The organism is Herbaspirillum sp. LeCh32-8 (assembly GCF_017814915.1).
Classification (GTDB): Bacteria; Pseudomonadota; Gammaproteobacteria; order Burkholderiales; family Burkholderiaceae_D; genus Herbaspirillum.
In genome coordinates this window covers 1-19537 of sequence record NZ_JAGIPZ010000019.1, presented here as the reverse complement: position 1 = coordinate 19537, position 19537 = coordinate 1, and the positions used below count along the sequence as shown (strand labels likewise).

Genomic DNA, 19537 nt, shown 5'->3' with positions numbered 1-19537 from the left:
GGCCTTACACCTCGACGCCGTATTTCTTGAGCTTTTCGATGCCGATGGTGTACGAGCCGAATTCGATGATGTCTTCGGTTTCCATCATGATGCCGAACGCGTCTTCCAGCGCCGCGATCATGCCCATGTGACCCACCGAATCCCAGGCCGTGACGCACTGGTAGACGAACTTCTCGTTAAGCTGATCCTGCGCGACGGCGAAGCAGTCGATGAATACCTTGTCGTATGTTTCCCTGTTAGTCATGTCCGTTACCAATGTGATTGAAGACCTTGCGGTCGGTGTCGGGGCAGGCCGCGCGAGCGCGATTGCCGGGCGTGCTCACATTATGCGGGATATCGCCCCGAACGGCTGGAATGCCGCGCGAATGCGATCCGCCGTGGCCGGCAATCGATGGGGGCATGGCGGTTGTCCGGGTGACATCGCCTTCGGCATGGCCCGGCGCCGGAGGCGGGCGCCCGGCCCCTGGTCCGCTGAGCCTGAAATTCCTCGTGCGGAGTATGCCGTCTGGCGGGGCGGGTTGATGCGGAGAGCTAAAACGCAAAAACCCTCCAATTTGCCGCATTCTTCCCTCGCTTCGCCGTCCTCGGCCGCTCCCGGCGTGGAGTAGAATCGCATGGCGCGCGGCAAGGCGCGCGCCTCATCAACAGCCAAGCCAATGACCTCATTCAACGCCTTTGTCGTGCACAAGCAGGAAGACAAGACCTTCCGGCATGCCGTGGACGAGCGCCACACGGCGGACCTGCCCGCCGGCGAGCTGCTCATCCGGGTGCATTATTCCTCGGTGAATTACAAGGATTGCCTCTCGGCCACGGGCAATCCCGGCGTGACGCGGCATTTTCCTCACACCCCCGGGGTAGATGCGGCGGGGGTCGTGGAGCAAAGCGCCTCGCCGTTGTTTCGGCCGGGAGATGCGGTAGTGGTGGCGTGCAGCAAGGGTCTTGGCGTGAACATGCCTGGTGGCTTCGGCCAGTATGTGCGCTGTCCCGCCGCCTGGGCCATGCCCTTGCCCGACGGCCTGAGCCTGCACGAAAGCATGATCTACGGCACTGCCGGCTATACCGCCGCGCTGGCGTTGGAGGCGCTGCAACATGACGGGCTCATGCCCGGCTGTGGCCCCATCATCATTTCCGGCGCCACCGGCGGTGTGGGGAGCGTGGCCATTGCGATGCTGGCGCACCTCGGCTACGAGGCGGTGGCGGCGACCGGAAAAGCGCAGTCGCACGCTTTCCTGGAGGCCATCGGCGCCGCCCGTATCGTCGGGCGCGAGGTCGTCGACGATAATTCCGGTCGCAATATGCTGGCCCAGGACTGGGCCGGCGCCATCGACGCCGTCGGCGGCAATACCCTGGCCACGCTGATCCGACAATGCAAGGAGCGCGGCACCGTGGTCGCTACCGGCAATGCGGGATCCCAGCAACTGAGCATGACTGTGCTGCCTTTCATCCTGCGCGGCGTCCGGCTGACCGGTATCTTCTCCGAAGCGACCGACATGGCGCACCGCCAGCGGATCTGGGCGCGCATGGCAGGCGACTGGAAGCCCGCCGTGCTGTCCGGGCTGGCAACGACCATCGGCCTCGATGAGCTGTCGGATGGCATCGGGCGGATGCTGGCTGGCACTCAGACGGGGCGTCTGGTGGTCTCCTTGATCTAACGAAAATCCAAGCTCATGAATCTCTTCATTTACGGCTCCGGCGGCACTGGCTGCGAGATTGCGGACATCGTGCACCGGATCAATCAGCGCCAGCAGCAGTGGGAGCAGATCCGCTTCGTCGACGACGTCCGCGAAGAGCGCGAGTACTACGGCATGCCGGTGCTGCGCTTCGACGACATGCTGCGCGAACAGGCGCCCTTTGAGTGCGTGATTGCCCAGGGCGAACCCAGGCATCGCCGCACGTTGCACGACAAGGTGACGGCGGCCGGCGTGGCGCTGGCGCGGGTCATCGATCCCGGCGCCACGGTTTCGCCCTCGGCTGACATCGCGCCGGGTTGCGTGATCTGGCCGGGCGTATTCGTGTCCAGCCTGACGCGGCTGGAGGCCAACGTGATCGTGCAGATCAATTCAGTGATCGGCCACGACGCGGTACTGGGCGCGCACAGCGTGATTTCGAGCGGGGTCTCGGTCGGCGGCGCAAGCGTCGTCGGGCAAGAGGCTTTTGTCGGAATGGGCGCGACCGTGAAGGAGAAGATCCAGGTCGGCGATCACGCCATCGTGGGCATGGGCGCCAGTCTGTTCACGAGTCTGGAGCCGGGCTTGGTGGCGCTGGGCAATCCGGCCCGGGCGATGGTGCAGAACGTGGACCGGAAGGTCTTCAAGTAACAAGCGCCGGCAGCTACCGGCGGTCGCCGCACCTGTTCAGGAGGCGGCGCGGGGAGCTGCCATCGCGTGCGGCGACACCATGGTGACCTTGAGCGCGGCCACCAGTTCTCCCTCCAGGCGCAGCTCGGCCGTCCCTTTGTAGATGCCGCGGCGGGCATCGGTGATCGTGGCGTTGGCGTCCAGGATGAAAGGGGCGGCGCGGCGTTCGACCTTCTTGTACAGCGCCAGCTCGAAATTCCTGAGATAGCTCTGCAATCCTTCGTGACCAGCATCGGTCAGTACCGGCAGCGCGAAGGCCTGCAACATCACTTCCGCCTGCAGCACGCCGGGCATGACGGGCGACCTGGTCAGGTGACAGGTCATGAACCACTCGTCCGGTGCGACGCTGAGCTGCGCATGGCAGGTCTTTCCCGGCGTCAGTTCCGGCACAGCATCGATCATCAGGAAAGGATCCGTGATGTCGAGGATCCTTTCGAGGTCCAGCTTAGTGAGTGGCATCCTGAGGCGCGTCCTTGATTTCTGCCAGCTCCTGCTTCAGGCGGGCGATCTCCTGATACAGGGCTTTCATTCGCTGTTCACGCGAGCTCTCGAAGAGGTCGCTGACCGAGATGTTCAGGATCCATTCGCGCTTTTCTTCGCAGCCCAGCAATTGCTTGGCGCCGGGGTCGTCGGCCGAACGGATGTTGACCTCCAGGTACACGCGGTCGTCACCGGTGCGGTTCGGCGTGGAGAAATGCCAGGTGCCGGCGTGCATGATCACCGCGTCGCCGGCTTCCAGCGCCGGATGCAGCAAGGGGTATTCGGGCGGCAGGATCGGGGCGATGCCGCCGACGTCGCCCAGGTGGCCATAGTTGAGCGAGCCTGGATAAAAGGCCAGGCCGCCGTTGTCGGGACCGCAATTGGTGAGGGCGATGAAGATCGAGTACGCGTCATAACGGCCGACCTGATAACCGGCGTCCTGGTGCAGGAACACCGGATCGCGGTCGACCGTGTCCTTCTTGACGATGCGCATGAAATCAAGCGCGATCTCGCCGTCGAAGAGCGGGCGCGCCAGCGACAGGAATTCCTGGTTCTCGATGATTTTTGCGAACGGCTGGTCGTCGCGAAAGCGCACCTCCGTGCGGTGCGCCGCGCTGCGCTTGATGTCGCCGGAGGCCAGCAGTGTGTGGAAATGCTGCGCCATTTCCGCAATGAGCGCCTTGCTGAAGTGCTGCTTCACGACCCGAACGCCATAGCGCTGCAGGCTGGTGAGGTCGACATCCTTGCCGATGAGCCTGTCGTTGCGGACAGCTTCCTGCAACTCGGCGAAGGGGGCCTTGATCTTTATTGCATCGCGCGCTACGGCATCTTTCATGGCGTGACTTCCTGAGGGAGAGAGTGAAGTAATGGGTTGCACCGATCCTGGCGATCAAGTGTCCGTTACCGGCCGGGGAGGAAGTCGAAGGTCGGGTTGCCGGGACGGCATGGCCGGCGTCGTTCTTCCCCTGCACGGCGCTCCAGGGCATCAACCGCGATGGTCAGATTAGACCATATGGACTGCCGCCCGCAAGCGAGAATCAGCAGGGTATTTGGCATCCAATCCCATGTATTTGCTGTTGATCAAGAAAAGCCCGACTCAACGGGCCGCCACTGCCGGGCAAGGCTCAGAGCAGGGTCACGACCGTCTGAGCGCTGTCGGGCTTGTCGTCACGGTCGAACAAGGTGTCGCCGGCGGCTTCCTTGCCGGCCAGAGCCTGGAAGCTGGCGAAGTCGAACAGCGAGCGATCCAGCATGTGCGACGGGGTGATGTTGGCCATCGCCGTGAACATGCTCTTGATCCACAGCGGATTGGTCTTTTCCCACTGGTTGAGCATCTCCCGCATGGCCTGGCGTTGCAGGTTGGGCTGCGAGCCGCACAGGTTGCAGGGGATGATGGGGAATTCCATCGCCGCGGCGTATTTCTTGATGTCCGGTTCGCGGCAATAGGCCAACGGGCGGATCACGATGTTCTCCCCGTCGTCGGCGATCAGCTTGGGCGGCATGGTCTTGATCTTGCCGCCGTAGAACATATTGAGCATGAAGGTGTGCAGGATGTCGTCGCGGTGATGGCCCAGCGCGATCTTGGTGGCGCCCAGTTCTTTGGCCACGCGATAGAGGATCCCGCGGCGCAGGCGCGAGCACAGCGAGCAGGTGGTCTTGCCCGGTGCGATCTTCTCTTTGACGATGCTGTAGGTGTCTTCTTCGACGATGCGGTAGCGCACGCCGATACGCTGGAAATATTCCGGCAGGATGTGCTCCGGGAAGCCCGGCTGCTTCTGGTCCAGGTTGACGGCGATGATCTCGAAGTGGACCGGCGCCACGCTTTGCAGGTAGCGCAGCGTTTCCAGCATGGTGTAGCTGTCGGCGCCGCCGGACATGCAGGCCATGATGACGTCGCCATCCTCGATCATGCCGAAGTCGGCGATGGCCTTGCCGGCCATGCGGCGGATGCCTTTTTCCAGGATCTCGAAGCGGCGCGAGCCCTTGGTCGTCACTTCGTTGCCGGCCGGCGTGTCGCCAGTATTGCTGCAGGTATCGGCGTGCGCCTCGTGGGCGGGATCGGCCAAGTCAGGGAGATCGGCCAGGTTGGCCATCTCGGCGGAGGGAGGAAGTCGGTCGTTCATGATCCTGCCTGTCTGGTTCAGTTGCCGCTCTTGATGCGGAAGGTTTCCACGCCCACCGAGTCGCAGTCCGGATAGACGTCCGGCTTCTCGGTCGACACGCGCACCGCGCGCACCATGGGATGCGCCAGCATGGCGTCCATCACGTCGTCGCACAGGGTTTCCTGCAGATGGATGTGGCCCTGGGCCATGCGGCGGGCGATGGTGGAGCGGATGAAGTCGTAGTCCACCACTTCGTCGAGCTGGTCGGCCTTGGGGGTGGTGTCGGCCAGCGGGACATACAAATCCACGTTGATCAGGATGCGCTGCTCACCCTTCTTTTCGAATTCGTGCACGCCGATGTTGATGAACACCTCGTAGTTGCGCAGGAACACGCGGCGGCAATCTTGCAGGGAAGGATGGGATGCGAAGAACATGATGAATAGAGATAAAAATTACTTCGCCACGAACATGACGTCGCGCGAAAGGGGAAGCAAATGCTGGCCGCCGTCGACCAGCAGCGTGGTGCCGGTGACGGCCTGCGCCGACGCCACGTAGCAGACCGCGGCGGCCACGTCGTCGGGCGTGCTGCTCTTGCCCAGCGGGGTGACCTGGTGCGCACGGCCGAACTGCTCGTTGGTCTGGTCGCCCGAGACCATGGTGAGGCCGGGCGCCACGCCCACCACCCGCACGCGCGGCGCCAGCGCTTGCGCCAGCAGCGTGGTGGCGCTGTGCAGCGCAGCCTTGGACAGCGTATACGACAGGTAATCGGGGTTGGGATTGTACAGTTTCTGGTCCAGCAGGTTGACCACCACCGCCTGGCTGTCGGCCGGGGTGGCCTCGTACAGCGCCTGCGCCAGCAGCACCGGCGCGCCGACGTTGGCGGCCATGTGCAGCTGCAGGCGGTCGTTGCCGAAGCTGGCGGCGTCGTCGAAGTCGAACAGCGAGGCGTTGTTCACGATGCAGGACACGCGCCCCAGCGGCGCCGTCTGCGCCAGCAGGCCACGCACCTCGTCCTCATTGCCCAGCTCGGCGCGCACGGCCAGCGCGCGGCGGCCCAGGGCTTCGATTTCGCGCACGACTTCGTCGGCTTCGTCGCGTGAACGGTTGTAATGCACGGCCACGTCCCAGCCGGCGCGCGCCAGCGCCAGGGCGATGTGGCGGCCGATACGACGCGCGGCGCCGGTGACCAGCGCCACGCGGGCCGAGCTTTGGGGATGGGTTTGGGATTCCATAAGTTCAAATACAATACGGCCCATGCAACTGCAACTACCTGAACCGGGCGCCGACGCACAGGCCGCCTCGCACTCTCTGAAACAGCTGATCGCCGGCGAGATCGCCGCGGCGGGTGGCTGGATTTCCTTCGAACGCTACATGGAGCTGGCGCTGTACGCGCCGCAAGTGGGCTATTACAGCGGCGGATCGGCCAAATTGGGCAAAGACGGTGATTTTACAACCGCCCCGGAAATTTCGCCCCTGTTTGGCGCGACTTTGGCGCATTTGGCGACAGAACTGATCAATGAAAGTGAAGCGCTTGCCAATGTTTTCCTCGAATTCGGGGCTGGCACCGGCAAATTGGCGCTCGACATCCTCACTGAACTGAAGTCGCGCGGGCAATTGCCGAAGAAATATTTCATCGTGGAAATATCGGCCCAGCTGCGCGCGCGCCAGAAGGAAACGCTGGGCGAGTTCGCGGTCCTGGTCGAGTGGCTGGACGCGTTGCCCGAGAGCTTCTCCGGCGTGGTGGTCGGCAACGAAGTGCTGGACGCGATGCCGGTGCGGCTGGCGGTCAAGTCGGCGCAGGGCTGGCTGGAGCGCGGCGTGGCGGTCGACGCGGCGGGCAACTTCCGCTATGAAGACCGCGCGGTTGACGGCCTGCCGGTGGCGCAGATTCCCGAGGCCGACGAATTGCCTGAGGCGTATGTGACCGAGCTGGCCCCGGTGGCCACCGGTTTCATGCGCACGCTGGCGCGCATGGTGGCCGGCGGTTCGGGGGCAGTGGCGATCTTGCCGGACTATGGTTTCCCGGCGGCCGAATACTATTTGCACGACCGCTCGGCCGGCACGCTGATGTGCCACTACCGCCATCACTCCCATGACGATCCGTTCTGGTGGCCCGGCCTGCAGGACATCACCGCCCACGTCGACTTCACCGCCATGGCGATCGCCGCGGTGGAAGAGGGCGCCGAAGTGCTGGCCTACACCAGCCAGGGCGCCTTCCTGCTCAACGCCGGCATCGGCGAGCTGCTGCTGCGCACCTCGCCCGAACAGAGCCTGCAATACCTGCCGCAGGCTAATGCTATGCAAAAACTGATTTCGCCGGCCGAGATGGGCGAGTTGTTCAAGGTGCTGGTGATCGGCAAGAACGCCGAATGGCCGCAGCGCATGCTGCGCCACGACCGCACCCATCGTCTGTGAGGAGAACGGCATGATACGTTGGGTGGTGGTGATCTTCCTGGCCGTGATCGTGTTCTCGTCCATCCTGCCCTGGCTGGAAAAGCTGGGCATCGGCAGGCTGCCCGGCGACGTGCGCTTCCGCCTGTTCGGGCGCACCTTTTCGCTGCCCTTTGCGTCCACTATCCTGCTGTCGACGGTGGTGTTCGTCTTGGCCAAAATTCTCTAGAGCGGAGCCGACATGCGCATATTGCTGGTGGAAGACGATCCCATGGTGGGCGAAGCGGTGCGCAAGGGCTTGCGCCAGGACGGCTTCGCCATCGACTGGGTGCAGGACGGCAAGTCGGCCGATGCCGCCTTGCGCAACGAGGATTACGCCATGCTACTGCTCGACCTCGGCTTGCCGCAAAAGGATGGCCTGGCGGTGCTGAAGACCATGCGCGAGCGCGGCAACGGCATCCCGGTGCTGATCACCACCGCGCGCGACGCCGTGGCCGACCGCGTGGCCGGCCTGGACGCCGGCGCCGACGACTACCTGATCAAGCCCTTCGACCTGGAAGAACTTTCCGCGCGCATGCGCGCGCTGCTGCGTCGCCAGTCCGGCCGCGCCGACAGCCTGGTGCAGGTGCGCGAGGTGGTGTTGAACCCCGCCACCCACGAAGTCACCGTGGCGGGCAAGCCGGTCAATCTGTCGGCACGCGAGTTCACGCTGCTGCACGCCTTCATGGATCGCCCGGGTGTGGTGCTGTCGCGCGCCCAACTGGAGGAAAAACTCTACGGCTGGGACGACAGCATCGAGAGCAACGCCGTCGAAGTGCACATCCACGCGCTGCGCAAGAAAGTCGGAAGCGACTTCATCAAGAACGTGCGCGGCGTCGGCTACCTGGTGCCGGCATGAATTCGGTACGCAACAAGCTGCTGCTGTGGCTGGGCCTGGGGCTGTTCTCCATCATCGTGATCGCCGGCGCCGGCCTGTACTTCCAGGCGCGCGGCGAGGCCAACCAGATCTTCGATTATCAAATGCGCCAGATCGCCGCTTCGCTGCCGCGCCAGGCGTTCTCGCCGATCTCGCCCGGCCAGCAGCTGCCCGAGCTGGAAGACGAGATCATGATGCAGATCTGGGACAGTCGCGGCACCGTCATTTATCACTCGCATGCGCGCAGTGCTATGCCGCGCCAGGCCGAGCTGGGCTTTGCCAATGTGCGCGGGCCCAACGGCATGTGGCGCGTCTACAGCGCCCAGATCGGCAACACCGTGGTGCAGGTGGCGCAGCCGCAAAGCGCGCGCGACGAGATCGCCGCGCAGATGGCGGTCAAGACGGTGGCGCCGATGCTGCTGCTGTTCCCGCTGATCGGCGTGCTCGCTTGGTTGGCGGTCAGCCGCGGATTGGCGCCGGTGCGCCGCGCCGCCGCCGAAGTCGGCGCGCGCGACATGAACTCGCTGCAGCCCCTGGCCGATGTGGGCATGCCGCAGGAGATCCAGCCGCTGACCCATGCCATGAATGATCTGCTGGCGCGCCTGAAGCATTCCACCGAAGCGCAGCGCGCCTTCGTGGCCGACGCCGCGCACGAGCTGCGCACGCCGCTGACCGCGCTGCGCCTGCAGGCGCAGCTGGCCGAGCGCGCCACCGATGAGGAAGAGCGCCGCGCCGCCTTCGTCGATCTCAAGAACGGCCTGGAGCGCGCCACTCATCTTGTGCATCAGCTGCTGACGCTGGCCCGCCAGGAGCCCGATGCGATGCAGTTGGCCGATGTCGACCTGCGTGCATTGCTGGGTGGCGTGGTGGGCGACCTGTTGTCGGTGGCCGAGCACGGCGGCATCGATCTCGGCCTCTCCGGCGATGACGCCGGGCCGCCGCTGCGGGTGAAGGGCAACGCCGACGCCCTGCGCATCCTGTTCAATAACCTGGTCGACAACGCCTTGCGCTACACGCCGGCGGGCGGCGTGGTCGACGTGTCCTTTGATACTTCTACGACGGGTCGCTGCACGGTGCTGATCCAGGACAGCGGCCCCGGCATCGCCGAGAGCGAGATGCCGCGCGTGTTCGACCGCTTCTACCGCGCGCGCCGTCCGCAGGAGCAGAACGCCGGGCGTGCCGCCTTCGGCAGCGGACTGGGCCTGGCCATCGTGCGCCAGATCGCCGACCTGCATCGCGTGCCGGTAGAGTTGAAAAATACCGGCAAGGGTTTGCAGGCGCGCGTCACGTTCCCCTTGCAGGCATAGCCGCGCGGTAGTGTTGTCGTCGCGGCCCGGGCTGCGATCTGAGGGCGTTTGTTGCGTATTGACGTCCGCTGAACGACGCTGGATCCTGAATTTCGTCAGGACGCCACGAAGCAGAAAGCTCGAGCCTCGGATGTTCGAGGTTATCCACGACCTGTCGTCCCGGCGCAGGCCGGGACCCAGTGGCGTTCGCCACGTCATCTCGCTCAAGGGCCTGAGCACAGTCTCCCACCATGCTTCCCGTCTCTCTTTTTTCCTTAAGTTTGTCTTAATTTTCCCGCTCTAATCTTCATTCCAACGGCAGAGCAGCTGCAGCATCCACAGCAGGAAAGCTGGCGCCGCCGATGATATTTTTCTGAGAAGAAAAGGAGTGCATGATGAGCCGTCGCATTGTTTTCGTACGCAATACCCTGGCCGTGATGATCGCCGCAGTGGTCGGCGGCAGCTACGTGTATTTTCGCGGCGCCGACCTGCCGTCCGCGCAGGCGGCCACGGTCAACGCCCCGCTGGTGGCCTCCAACACCGCGCCGGCGGCGCCGGCCGGCCCCGTCATCGCGGCGGCGACCGACTTCTCCGGCATCGTGCAGCGCGCCGGCCCTGCAGTGGTGAACATCAGCGTCACCGGCAAGGCCAGCAAGGTCGCCGACAACGATGACGACGCCGATCCCGATGATCCGTTCGCGCAATTCTTCAAGCGTTTCGGCCCGCAATTGCAGATGCCGCGCCAGCCGCGCGTGATGCATGGCCTGGGCTCCGGCTTCATCATCTCGCCCGACGGCATGATCCTGACCAATGCCCACGTGGTCGACGGCGCGCAGGAAGTGGTGGTCAAGCTGACCGACCGCCGCGAGTTCAAGGCCAAGGTGCTGGGCGTGGACAAGCAGAGCGATATCGCGGTGATCCGCATCGACGCCAAGAATTTGCCGACGGTGCAGATCGGCGATCCGTCGAAGGTCAAGGTCGGCGAACCGGTGCTGGCGATCGGCTCGCCCTACGGCTTCGACAACACCGCCACCGCCGGTATCGTCAGCGCCAAGTCGCGCAGCCTGCCGGACGACAACTACGTGCCCTTCCTGCAGACCGACGTGGCCGTCAATCCGGGCAACTCGGGCGGCCCGCTGTTCAATTTGCGTGGCGAGGTGATCGGCATCAACTCGCAGATCTATAGCCAGACCGGCGGTTACCAGGGCCTGTCCTTCGCGATCCCGATCGACGTGGCGATGAAGGTGGAGCAACAGCTGGCGCAACACGGCAAGGTGACCCGTGGTCGTCTGGGCGTTTCGGTGCAGGACCTGAACCAGACGCTGTCTGAATCCTTCGGCCTGAAGAGCGCGCAGGGCGCGCTGGTGTCGTCGGTGGAAAAGGGCGGACCGGCCGACAAGGCAGGCCTGCAGCCGGGTGATGTGATCCTGAGCTTCAACGGTCATGCGATCGACCATTCGGTGGACTTGCCCACGTTGGTGGCCGATACGGCGCCGGGTACTTCGCAGCCGCTGGAGGTGATGCGGGCCGGCAAGGTGCGCACCATCAACGTCAAGGTCGGCGAGATGAAGCAGGCCAAGAACGAGGCGCAGGCCAACAAGGCGGAGAACCAGGGCCGCCTGGGCCTGGCGGTGCGCCCGCTGGACAAGGATGAACAGAAGCAGCTGGGCGGCCAGAACGGCCTGCTGGTGGAAGACGTCAACGGCCCGGCTGCGGTCGCCGGCATCCAGAGCGGCGACGTGATCCTGGCGCTCAACGGCACGCCGGTGACTTCCGCGGACCAGTTGCGCAAGCTGGCCAGCCAGGCCGGCAAGAGCGTGGCGCTGCTGGTGGAGCGCGGCGACGAAAAGATCTTCGTGCCCTTGACGCTCAATTGAGATTGCAGATTTTGTGGTGAGTAATACCGGTAGCAGCAACTCGTGGGGTAGTACGCAGTAGAGGTAGAAGTCGCAGTGTGAGTAGTGAGAGTAGTACGTGGTATGTAGTGAGGGATTGGCCGGACATGCGCAAGCGTGCCCGGCCTTTTTTTATCGGCGCATGGATGGGGCGACGGGGGTGCTCATTCATGTCCCGCCGCCGGTTTCTCCTGCGTCGGTGCAGGCGAGGCCGGTTCGCCGCGCCAATGGTCGTGCGAGTGTTCGCGCTCCATCGCCGCGCGGTCGCCGGCGAACATGGCCTGCAGCTCTTCGCGCGCCTGCACGGCCATCGAGACCATTTGCGTCTGGTCCTTGTAGTGCGGGTAGAGCTCGAACAAGGTCTTGAGGTTGTGCGCGCGGAACTTCATCGCCGCCTGGCGCGCGCGGTAGGCGCCGAAGTCCAGCTGCTGCAGCACCTGGCGGCCCATCTGCAGCGCGCTCTCGAAGGTTTCGCGCTCCAGCACGGTGACGCCGCGGTCCATCAGGTCGTAGTAGTGAGTGACATTGCGCGCGCGGGCGGCGATCTGCAGGTGCGGGAATTCTTCCTTCACCTTTTCCACCATGTCCAGCGTGGCCTGGGCGTCGTCGATGGCGATCACCAGCACGCGCGCCTTGGCCGCGCCGGCAGTGCGCAGCAGGTCGATGCGGGTGGCGTCGCCGTAGAACACCTTGAAGCCGAACTTGCGCAGGAAGTCGATCTGGTCCGGATCGTGATCCAGTACGGTGGCGCCGATGCCGTTGGCAAACAGCAGGCGTCCGACGATCTGGCCGAAGCGGCCGAAGCCGGCGATGATGACTTCGTGATCCTGCGGCTCGATCTTGTCTTCCGGGCGGCGGTTGCCTCCTTCCAGCCAGCGCACCAGCAGGCGGTCGTGCACCAGCAACAGCAGCGGCGTGATCAGCATCGACAGCGCCACCACTACCACCAGAATGGACGAGACTTCGGGCGTCAAGACCTTTGCGCTGACGGCGGCGCCGAACACGATGAAGGCGAATTCACCGCCCTGCGAGAGCAGGAAGGCGAAGAACAATTGCTGGCCGCGCGGGATGCCGAAGCAGCGCGCCAGCAGCCACATCATGAAGGACTTGATGGCGATGAAGGCGGCCACCAGCCCGAGGATGCGCCAGGGTTGCGCAAGGAACACGCCAAAGTCCACCGACATGCCCACCGCGATGAAGAACAGGCCCAGAAGCAGTCCCTTGAAGGGCTCGATGTCGCTCTCCAGCGCGTGGCGGTATTCCGAGTCGGCCAGCAGCACGCCGGCCAGGAAGGTGCCCAGCGCCATCGACATGCCCACCGATTGCATCAGCAGGCAGGTGGCGATCACCAGCAACAGCGCGAAGGCGGTAAAGATCTCGCGCATGTCGGTCTTGGCGATGATGCGCAGCACCGGCCGGATCAACACGCGTCCGCCGAAGATCAGCAGCGCGATCACCAGCGCCACTTGGCCGGCATGCAGCCAGCCCTGGCCGCTGCCCTGGTTGGCCGCCACGCCCAGCAGCGGCACCGCGGCCATCATCGGAATCGCGGCGATGTCCTGGAACAGCAGAATGGAGAACGCGGCCGAGCCGGCCGGGGTGGCGGTCAGCTTGCGCTCGCCCAGCGTGGCCAGCGCGATCGCGGTGGAAGACAGCGACATGCCCAGCGCGGCGATCAGGGCGATGCGCCACGGTACGCCGGCGGCGACGGCGGCAGCCAGCAGGGCGACGGTGACGCCCAGCACCTGCGCGCTACCCCAGCCGAAGATGGAGCGGCGCAGCGCCCACAGGCGCCTGGGTTCGAGTTCCAGGCCGATCAGGAACAGCAGCAGCACCACGCCGAATTCGGAGAATTCGAGGATGTGCTTGACGTCGGCGATCAGGCCCAGGCCCCAGGGGCCGATGACGATGCCGGCCAGCAGATAGCCCAGCACCGCGCCCAGGCCGAGGCGTTTGGCGATGGGGACGGCGGCGACCGCGGCGAGCAGGTAGACCAGGGCGATGAGCAGGTGTTCATCCATGATGGCGTCTTTGTGTTGTGTGGTCAGTGGCGGCAAAAGCGCAGGAGACGGTGAGAGCGGCGCTCGCGCTCACTGCCAGTCCGGATAGCGCTCAAGGCGCTCGAGATAATGTTCGACGTGGCGCTGGAACTCCACCGGCGGCACGTGATGCGCGCCGTGCAGGATCAGCGGTTCCATCCAGCGCATGCCGCACAGGCGCGCGGTCTGCTGGTAGGGCGGCAGGAATTCGGCGAAGGGATGGCCGTGACGACCCTCGGGCGCATAGGCCGCGGTCTCGCCGCCGGTGGAAGCGACCAGCCAGAAACCCTTGCCGCGCAACGCGTTGCCGTCATGGCCGAAGGCCCAGCCGCGCGCCAGCACCCGGTCCACCCATTCTTTTTGCAGGGCCGGCATGCTGTACCACTGGATCGGGTGCTGCATCACCACCAGGTCGGCTTGCTCCAGCAGTTGCTGCTCATGCGCGACGTCGATGACGAAATCGGGATAGCGTTCGTAGAGGTTATGCACTGTCACATCGGGCAACCTGGCGGCGGCCTCGATCATCAGATGATTGGTGCGCGAGAGCTCGGCGGCGGGATGGGCGTAGAGGATGAGTACCTTGGGCATCGGGTGTCTTTGTCTGGATGGTTCAGGCTGGCGCGTTGCTGTCAGTGCTGTTTGTCATGCGGCAAATCGGGCCGCGCTGAAAATCGCCGGAACATGCGCGGGTCATTCGTTGTCTGCCTGTCAGAGGGAAGGGAGTTTGCCATGAAAGCGCCTGCCGCCGCTTGGATGAAACAAGCCGGCGTCCGGGCCATGCGTCGTCGGCGCGTCTGATCTGCGCGCTTGCGTTCCCTTCGATTTTCCTGCGGGTATCAAAAGCCGGGCAATGCGCTTATACTCAGCCGACCCGGAGCCCACCCTGCGGCACCCTTGCGCGCTTGATGCATGGACGCCGCGGCAGTGACACTCGCCGCAGTTTATTCACATTCAGTCCTTATTGCAGCCATGTCCGACATCCAAGATTCCGAAGCCAACCTGCCCAAGGAACCCGGTCCGGCCAAGCCCGCCAGCGTTCCCGCCACCGCCGCCGATGCCACCGGCGCAAATCCTGCATCTCAGGCCACTGCTCAGGCCGTACCGCCGGTCGCCGCATCGGGCGTACAGCCCGGCCCCGGCGCCCAACCGGCGGCACAGGCTACGCAAGCCGCCGAGCACCAGCCGCCGCCGCAGTCGGCGTTGCCGCCCCCGCCGCATCATGCTGGCGACGCGCCATGGGCGCAGACCTGGAAATTCTTCGCCGCCCGCATGCGCGCGCTGTCCGACAAGGCCGGCCGCCGCGTCATGCAGCGCACGCTCAAGATCGGCGTGTCGGCCCGCATCTTCCATCCTGAGTCCGGCGCCAAGGGCTTGCGCAGCAAGACCCTGCAATATCTGGAAGAGTCGATCGCGCAGTGGGTGATGTCGCGCGACGTGCTGGTGTTCATGATCCCCACCGTCAACACCAACGGCCTGGTTCACCCCAGCAACATCCGCCTGCGCGACTACGCCAAGAACCTGGACGGCCTGGTGCTGCAGGGCGGCGCCGACGTCTCGCCGCAAAGTTACGCCCAGGCGGCGACCCGCCCCGAGTGGAGCGGCGACCGCGTGCGCGACATGTACGAGCTGGAGCTGCTGCATGAATTCATCGAGGCCGGTAAACCCGTGCTGGGCATCTGCCGCGGTTGCCAGCTGATCAACGTGGCCTTCGGCGGCACCCTCTACCAGGACATCGCCACCGACGTTCCCACTGCGATTCCTCACGTCAATGATCAGTACGACAGCAATTACCATACGCTGCAGTTCCCGCAGGGGTCGTCGCTGGCGACGCTGGTGAAGACCGAGAACGCGGTGGTCAACTCCATCCACCACCAGGCGGTGCGCGATCTCGGCCGCGACCTGTCGGTGGAGGCAGTGTCCGGCCCCGACCAGATTGTCGAGGCGATCCGCTACCGCAAGGCGCCGTTCGTGATGGGCCTGCAATGGCACCCCGAGTTCCACCGCGCGGGCGGCGCCGAGCTGCTGGACTGCACGCCCATCCTCGACAGTTTCCTGCGCGCCGCCCGCGAAACGCGGTTCTGATCCGGCCCGCCGGCAATTGCCGGAAACTAATGCCGGGGTGCGCCATCGAACTTTCTTTGCGCTGCCGCAATATTGCCCCGTTCCGGCTACCCGCCGGGCGGAGGCCTCTGTAGAATCGATCGGGTGCCGTGCAGGGTCACGCCGGCACCCGAGCTTGTCTTTTCGCTAACCGGGAAAAAAAGGAGAATCCGAATGCCCCAATCCGCCGCTCTCAAGACCGTCAGGAACGACATGAAGACGCTCGTCAAGGACGCCCAGGCGCTGTTCGCCGAAGCCGCCGCCGCTACCGGCGACAAGGCCGATGAGCTGCGCGCCAAGGGCCTGACCCTGCTGGAAGCCGCCGCCGAGGCTGCGCAATCCGCACAGGCCGCCGCCATCGAGAAGGGCAAGGAAGTCGCCGCCAAGACCGACGACTACGTGCACGAAAACCCATGGCGCGCCGTGGCGATTTCGGCTGGCCTGGGCCTGCTGGTCGGCTTGGTCATCGGTCGCAGCAAGTAAGCCGCGCCGATGGCGAATCCGCACAAGGAGGCCCAACCGGCGCAGCCCCCTAATCCGGGGCTGACCGCCGGTTTGCTCGGCCTGGCCAAGAACCTGCTCGGCCTCATCATCAGCCGCATCGAACTGGCCTCGCTGGAGATGTCGGAAATCGGCGCAAACCTGGTTCGCTTCGCCGTTATCTTTGTGCTGGCTGCGGTTGCGCTGTGGTTCGCCATCGCCTTCTGGTCCGTGCTGATCGTGATGTTGGCCTGGGATGCCTGGGGTTGGAAGATCCTGGCGCTGCTTGGCGTCGTCTTCAGCGTGGCCACAGTTGGCCTGGTGTTCTACGCGCGTTCGATACTGACGCAGGGCAAGTTGTCGCTACCGGCCACCATGTCCGAGCTGCGCAAGGACCGTGACGCCCTGCTGTAGCAGGGTGGGTTATTCGAGGAAAGCCATGCAAACAGATCCGGATGACGGCATGACCCGCGAGGAGCGCAAGCGCAAGGTGCTTGCGCAGGGCGCGTTGTATCGCCTTGGGGTGATCGAAGCGCGCCACGTGGTGCGCGAGAACCTCAGCGCCGAGTCGCTGGCCAAAGGTGCGCTGAGCCGCGTCGGGCATTTTGCCGCGTCCTTCGTGGGCGGTGGCAAGACGATGCAGTCGATCAAGTCGCTGGCCGGCGGAAGCTTGGGCAATGTGAATCTGCAGTCGGTCACGCCGCTGCTGATGACCGGCGCCTCGCTGCTCTCGCGTCGGTGGCTGCGCAAGCCCATGCTGTACGGCGGCATTATCGCTGCAGTCGGCGGCCTGGCGTACTACATCAGCCAGCGCGGCGGCGAGCCTGCCGCTGACGACGAGTCGCAGTTGGAAGGGCCGCCGCTGCCGGACTGAGCAGCAGCAGGAACGTGGCCGCGCAGTCGTTCGCTGCAGCGAACGCTTTTGAGCAATGCCAGAGGGCATCCGGTACGCCGGGTGCCCTTGTCTTTTTGTGTTACACAATCCTGCGCCGGCGCAGGAACATATTGCGTCCTCTTCGCCTCTCAAGCAGACCGGCCGCAAGGTCCGTACAACAACGCTGAGAAGGCAAGAAAGGACACCCCATGAAGACATTATCGATCGCGGCCATCGCAGGCGTGCTGGCCATTTCCGGCTGCGCCGACATGAGTCAGACGCAACGCGGCACGGCCACCGGCGCGGGCATCGGCGCCGGTATCGGAGGCATTTTGGGCGCCGCAACCGGCGGCGGCGGTGGCGGGCGCGCGCTGGGCGGCGCGGCCATCGGCGGCGCAATCGGTGCCGTGGCCGGCAACATCTGGTCCAACCGCATGGAGAACCAGAAGCGCGCCATGGAGCAAGCGACTCAAGGCACCGGCGTGCAGGTCACACAGACTGCCGACAACCGCTTGAAGCTGGAAATACCCAGCGACATTTCCTTTGACACCGGCCGTGCCGACATCAAGCCTGACATGCGTCCGGTGCTGGATCGCTTCGCCGCCACGTTGGTCGAGAATCCGGCCACCAATGTCACCATCGTCGGCCATACCGACAACACCGGCAGCGATGCCGTCAACGACCCCCTGTCCAGCCAGCGCGCTGCGCGCACGCGCGACTACCTGACCACGCGCGGCGTGGCGGCGAACCGTTTCGCTATTCAAGGACGCGGCTCGCACGAACCGCTGGTGCCCAACACCTCGGACGCCAACCGCGCCAAGAATCGCCGTGTGGAAATCTTCGTGGCCGAGCCGCAACAAGCGGCCCAACAGCAGGCGCCGGCAGGCTACGCGCCGGGCAGCTATCCGCCGCCCCCGCCGCCGCAGCGTTATTGACGCGACCACACGGGATCACTCGCAACGGCAGCAAAAGAAAAAGCCCCGGAAATCCGGGGCTTTTTCATGCGTGATGCATGATCGCCGGTCGCTTACTTGGCGGGGGCGGCCGGGACATCGGCGGCAGGCGCCGCGCCATCGGCGGGCGCTGCAGCCGGGGCCTTCACTTCCGGCTCCTTGAACTTGGCGCCGGACTGGTTGGCCATGTAGACCACGGTGCGCTGGATCTCGACGTCGTCCAGGTCGGGGTTGCCGCCCTTGGCAGGCATCGCGCGCAGGCCGTTGATGGCGTGCGAGACCAGTTTGTCGTAGCCTTCGGCGATACGCGCCTTCCAGGCGCCCTCGTCGCCAACCTTGGGGGCGCCGGCAACGCCGGCGGCATGGCAGGCGGCGCAGGTCGACTTGAAGACCTCTTCGCCGGACTGGAGCTGTTTGGGGGTGTTGGCGTCACGGAAGGTGAAGCCGTCGTCGGCCACGGGCTTGATGCGGGCCGCGATCATTTCGGACGTCTGTCCGTCGGACCCGGCGCCCGTCTTCTGGCCGTTGGTCACATACTGGACCAGGAGCACAATACAGACGATGGGAACCAGAAAACCTGCAACGACAGCTGCGATCAACTGCTTGGGAGTCCTGATTGCCGACTCGTGTTCTTGATGAGCTGAGCTCATTAGCGTCCCTCCGTAGTGTGTCCTCGAAATTGGGGCGGAAAACGTCGGTTCCCTTTGTATCGCCTGGCATTGCGTGGAACTAGGATCAGGCAGGGCTTTCATTGCGCTCTCTCGCCGAACTCTTGATTATAGTCACAATGCTTTCCGTTTGACACGGAAAAACGCCTTGCGCCATGGACGGCCTGAATGAAAGACGGTATCCTTCAGGCCTCTTCGGGTTTTGCCCCGAATTGTCCCTTAAAGCGGCTGTAGCTCAGTGGATAGAGTATTGGCCTCCGAAGCCAAGGGTCGTGGGTTCGATCCCCGCCAGCCGCGCCAAAAGCCTTTTCAATTCAGAGGCTTGCTGAAGTAGGAACCATAAGTTTGCCGTTTGGCAGCCTTATGCTTCCAAATTACTTCGGCAAAAATATGCTTCCACCTCAACCGAGCTGTGGCGACCGCATAACCATTCCCGTCTGCATACAAAGAAAAACCAACGCAATTATCTAAATTGCAACGTATTCCGTTGGGAAATATTATGCTGTTGTTTCAATTGATATGCTTTGCGCAATATCAATTAGGGCATCGGACTTGTTCTTACGATCACAAATGAAAAACGGCCCACTTCGGTGGGCCGTTTTTCATATTTCGTTTGTCTTGTGGGGGAGGCCCTTACCCGAAGGTTTGACCCGCTTGTCCTCAAGCGCACGAGCAGAGCTTAGCATTATTTGGGGTATTGCATAGATAAGCAGCGTAGCCCCCAACCCTACGGGCGGAGCAGTGAGTTGCCTTGGCAACTGGCAGGAATCACCCTGCTGTTACCATTCATACGTTAACTGGGATCTGCTGTACAACGTTAGTGGCCGACAAGTGAGGCGGTTCCTGCGGACAGACACATGCCTAAATCAACGTTCTTTTTTCGCTTGCGTCTTCTGCTTTGTAAAGCGCTCGCAGAGTGTGTTGATTTGCTCGCAGAATTGACCCTCTCCAATTGACCCACCTTCCACTGCCTTCCAAAGGCAGCCACACGGTCGT

21 protein-coding genes and 1 tRNA gene are annotated in these 19537 nt (G+C 64.1%); 13 read left to right on the top strand and 9 right to left on the bottom strand.

From position 1 onward, the window contains the following. Positions 1–4: 4 nt before the first annotated feature. Positions 5–244, bottom strand: coding sequence for an acyl carrier protein (locus J8I26_RS21540; RefSeq protein ID WP_209609172.1), 240 nt, complete (start codon positions 242–244; stop codon positions 5–7). A gap of 370 nt (positions 245–614) precedes the next feature. Between J8I26_RS21540 and J8I26_RS21535 the strand changes: the two genes are divergently transcribed. Beyond that, entirely contained in the window at positions 615–1652 is a 1038-nt protein-coding gene (locus J8I26_RS21535; RefSeq protein ID WP_209609171.1) for a YhdH/YhfP family quinone oxidoreductase, read from the top strand. A gap of 15 nt (positions 1653–1667) precedes the next feature. Then, positions 1668–2318 carry a NeuD/PglB/VioB family sugar acetyltransferase gene (locus J8I26_RS21530; RefSeq protein ID WP_209609170.1) on the top strand — a complete coding sequence of 217 codons (651 nt, stop codon included), beginning with the start codon at positions 1668–1670 and terminating at the stop codon, positions 2316–2318. Between the two features lie 36 nt (positions 2319–2354). Here the strand turns inward: J8I26_RS21530 and J8I26_RS21525 are convergent, their stop codons facing one another. The 5 genes from J8I26_RS21525 to J8I26_RS21505 all read right to left on the bottom strand — a co-directional run bounded on the left by J8I26_RS21525 (position 2355) and on the right by J8I26_RS21505 (position 6171). Then, complete coding sequence (locus tag J8I26_RS21525) at positions 2355–2816, bottom strand: FabA/FabZ family ACP-dehydratase (protein ID WP_209609169.1); 462 nt, start codon at positions 2814–2816, stop codon at positions 2355–2357. Beyond that, on the bottom strand, positions 2803–3672 hold the full coding sequence (locus J8I26_RS21520) for a phytanoyl-CoA dioxygenase family protein (RefSeq protein ID WP_209609168.1): 870 nt from the start codon (positions 3670–3672) through the stop codon (positions 2803–2805). The genes J8I26_RS21525 and J8I26_RS21520 overlap by 14 nt, the downstream gene beginning before the upstream one ends. Positions 3673–3961: 289 nt before the next feature. After that, positions 3962–4960, bottom strand: coding sequence for a tRNA 2-thiocytidine(32) synthetase TtcA (gene ttcA / locus J8I26_RS21515; RefSeq protein ID WP_209609167.1), 999 nt, complete (start codon positions 4958–4960; stop codon positions 3962–3964). A gap of 17 nt (positions 4961–4977) precedes the next feature. Continuing rightward, complete coding sequence (locus J8I26_RS21510) at positions 4978–5373, bottom strand: dihydroneopterin aldolase (protein ID WP_209609166.1); 396 nt, start codon at positions 5371–5373, stop codon at positions 4978–4980. Between the two features lie 18 nt (positions 5374–5391). Beyond that, positions 5392–6171, bottom strand: a complete 780-nt coding sequence (locus J8I26_RS21505) for an SDR family oxidoreductase (protein WP_209609165.1) — start codon at positions 6169–6171, stop codon at positions 5392–5394. A gap of 22 nt (positions 6172–6193) precedes the next feature. Between J8I26_RS21505 and J8I26_RS21500 the strand changes: the two genes are divergently transcribed. The 5 genes from J8I26_RS21500 to J8I26_RS21480 all read left to right on the top strand — a co-directional run bounded on the left by J8I26_RS21500 (position 6194) and on the right by J8I26_RS21480 (position 11409). Then, a complete protein-coding gene (locus tag J8I26_RS21500) occupies positions 6194–7354 on the top strand; it encodes a class I SAM-dependent methyltransferase (protein WP_209609164.1) in 1161 nt (386 codons plus the stop codon). Between the two features lie 10 nt (positions 7355–7364). Next, the gene (locus tag J8I26_RS21495; RefSeq protein ID WP_209609163.1) at positions 7365–7559 is read left to right on the top strand and encodes a DUF2905 domain-containing protein; all 195 of its coding nucleotides are present in this window, start codon (positions 7365–7367) and stop codon (positions 7557–7559) included. A gap of 12 nt (positions 7560–7571) precedes the next feature. After that, positions 7572–8228 (top strand): response regulator, encoded by a 657-nt coding sequence (locus J8I26_RS21490; protein WP_209609162.1) that lies wholly within the window; start codon positions 7572–7574, stop codon positions 8226–8228. Beyond that, a complete protein-coding gene (locus tag J8I26_RS21485; protein WP_209609161.1) occupies positions 8225–9553 on the top strand; it encodes an ATP-binding protein in 1329 nt (442 codons plus the stop codon). The genes J8I26_RS21490 and J8I26_RS21485 overlap by 4 nt, the downstream gene beginning before the upstream one ends. A gap of 374 nt (positions 9554–9927) precedes the next feature. Then, entirely contained in the window at positions 9928–11409 is a 1482-nt protein-coding gene (locus J8I26_RS21480; protein WP_209609160.1) for a DegQ family serine endoprotease, read from the top strand. A 182-nt stretch (positions 11410–11591) separates the two neighbouring features. On the opposite strand, the gene kefC is transcribed toward J8I26_RS21480, so the two are convergent. Both kefC and J8I26_RS21470 read right to left on the bottom strand, forming a co-directional pair. After that, positions 11592–13448: a glutathione-regulated potassium-efflux system protein KefC gene (gene kefC / locus J8I26_RS21475; RefSeq protein ID WP_209609159.1), complete on the bottom strand. Its 1857-nt coding sequence runs from the start codon at positions 13446–13448 to the stop codon at positions 11592–11594. A 69-nt stretch (positions 13449–13517) separates the two neighbouring features. Beyond that, entirely contained in the window at positions 13518–14054 is a 537-nt protein-coding gene (locus J8I26_RS21470; RefSeq protein ID WP_209609158.1) for an NAD(P)H-dependent oxidoreductase, read from the bottom strand. Between the two features lie 381 nt (positions 14055–14435). Here J8I26_RS21470 and J8I26_RS21465 point away from each other — a divergent pair, with 381 nt between their 5' ends. From J8I26_RS21465 to J8I26_RS21445, 5 genes are all read left to right on the top strand, one after another. Continuing rightward, positions 14436–15548, top strand: coding sequence for a gamma-glutamyl-gamma-aminobutyrate hydrolase family protein (locus tag J8I26_RS21465; RefSeq protein ID WP_209609157.1), 1113 nt, complete (start codon positions 14436–14438; stop codon positions 15546–15548). Between the two features lie 192 nt (positions 15549–15740). Continuing rightward, positions 15741–16049 carry a DUF883 family protein gene (locus J8I26_RS21460; protein ID WP_079217878.1) on the top strand — a complete coding sequence of 103 codons (309 nt, stop codon included), beginning with the start codon at positions 15741–15743 and terminating at the stop codon, positions 16047–16049. A gap of 9 nt (positions 16050–16058) precedes the next feature. Further along, a complete protein-coding gene (locus tag J8I26_RS21455; protein WP_209609156.1) occupies positions 16059–16460 on the top strand; it encodes a phage holin family protein in 402 nt (133 codons plus the stop codon). Positions 16461–16485: 25 nt separating this feature from the next. Then, entirely contained in the window at positions 16486–16920 is a 435-nt protein-coding gene (locus J8I26_RS21450; protein ID WP_209609155.1) for a hypothetical protein, read from the top strand. Between the two features lie 209 nt (positions 16921–17129). Beyond that, entirely contained in the window at positions 17130–17855 is a 726-nt protein-coding gene (locus tag J8I26_RS21445) for an OmpA family protein (RefSeq protein WP_209609154.1), read from the top strand. A 92-nt stretch (positions 17856–17947) separates the two neighbouring features. Here J8I26_RS21445 and J8I26_RS21440 read toward each other — a convergent pair whose 3' ends face one another. Then, positions 17948–18523: a c-type cytochrome gene (locus J8I26_RS21440; RefSeq protein WP_209609153.1), complete on the bottom strand. Its 576-nt coding sequence runs from the start codon at positions 18521–18523 to the stop codon at positions 17948–17950. A gap of 242 nt (positions 18524–18765) precedes the next feature. Between J8I26_RS21440 and J8I26_RS21435 the strand changes: the two genes are divergently transcribed. Continuing rightward, positions 18766–18841: transfer RNA gene (locus J8I26_RS21435), tRNA-Arg, on the top strand. Positions 18842–19537: the final 696 nt, after the last annotated feature.

Bases quoted from the DNA above. Each gene is read 5' to 3' on its own strand.
- J8I26_RS21540 (WP_209609172.1), bottom strand. From the start codon at position 244: ATGACTAACAGGGAAACATACGACAAGGTATTCATCGACTGCTTCGCC.
- J8I26_RS21535 (WP_209609171.1), top strand. From the start codon at position 615: ATGGCGCGCGGCAAGGCGCGCGCCTCATCAACAGCCAAGCCAATGACC.
- J8I26_RS21530 (WP_209609170.1), top strand. From the start codon at position 1,668: ATGAATCTCTTCATTTACGGCTCCGGCGGCACTGGCTGCGAGATTGCG.
- J8I26_RS21525 (WP_209609169.1), bottom strand. From the start codon at position 2,816: ATGCCACTCACTAAGCTGGACCTCGAAAGGATCCTCGACATCACGGAT.
- J8I26_RS21520 (WP_209609168.1), bottom strand. From the start codon at position 3,672: ATGAAAGATGCCGTAGCGCGCGATGCAATAAAGATCAAGGCCCCCTTC.
- ttcA (WP_209609167.1), bottom strand. From the start codon at position 4,960: ATGAACGACCGACTTCCTCCCTCCGCCGAGATGGCCAACCTGGCCGAT.
- J8I26_RS21510 (WP_209609166.1), bottom strand. From the start codon at position 5,373: ATGTTCTTCGCATCCCATCCTTCCCTGCAAGATTGCCGCCGCGTGTTC.
- J8I26_RS21505 (WP_209609165.1), bottom strand. From the start codon at position 6,171: ATGGAATCCCAAACCCATCCCCAAAGCTCGGCCCGCGTGGCGCTGGTC.
- J8I26_RS21500 (WP_209609164.1), top strand. From the start codon at position 6,194: ATGCAACTGCAACTACCTGAACCGGGCGCCGACGCACAGGCCGCCTCG.
- J8I26_RS21495 (WP_209609163.1), top strand. From the start codon at position 7,365: ATGATACGTTGGGTGGTGGTGATCTTCCTGGCCGTGATCGTGTTCTCG.
- J8I26_RS21490 (WP_209609162.1), top strand. From the start codon at position 7,572: ATGCGCATATTGCTGGTGGAAGACGATCCCATGGTGGGCGAAGCGGTG.
- J8I26_RS21485 (WP_209609161.1), top strand. From the start codon at position 8,225: ATGAATTCGGTACGCAACAAGCTGCTGCTGTGGCTGGGCCTGGGGCTG.
- J8I26_RS21480 (WP_209609160.1), top strand. From the start codon at position 9,928: ATGAGCCGTCGCATTGTTTTCGTACGCAATACCCTGGCCGTGATGATC.
- kefC (WP_209609159.1), bottom strand. From the start codon at position 13,448: ATGGATGAACACCTGCTCATCGCCCTGGTCTACCTGCTCGCCGCGGTC.
- J8I26_RS21470 (WP_209609158.1), bottom strand. From the start codon at position 14,054: ATGCCCAAGGTACTCATCCTCTACGCCCATCCCGCCGCCGAGCTCTCG.
- J8I26_RS21465 (WP_209609157.1), top strand. From the start codon at position 14,436: ATGTCCGACATCCAAGATTCCGAAGCCAACCTGCCCAAGGAACCCGGT.
- J8I26_RS21460 (WP_079217878.1), top strand. From the start codon at position 15,741: ATGCCCCAATCCGCCGCTCTCAAGACCGTCAGGAACGACATGAAGACG.
- J8I26_RS21455 (WP_209609156.1), top strand. From the start codon at position 16,059: ATGGCGAATCCGCACAAGGAGGCCCAACCGGCGCAGCCCCCTAATCCG.
- J8I26_RS21450 (WP_209609155.1), top strand. From the start codon at position 16,486: ATGCAAACAGATCCGGATGACGGCATGACCCGCGAGGAGCGCAAGCGC.
- J8I26_RS21445 (WP_209609154.1), top strand. From the start codon at position 17,130: ATGAAGACATTATCGATCGCGGCCATCGCAGGCGTGCTGGCCATTTCC.
- J8I26_RS21440 (WP_209609153.1), bottom strand. From the start codon at position 18,523: ATGAGCTCAGCTCATCAAGAACACGAGTCGGCAATCAGGACTCCCAAG.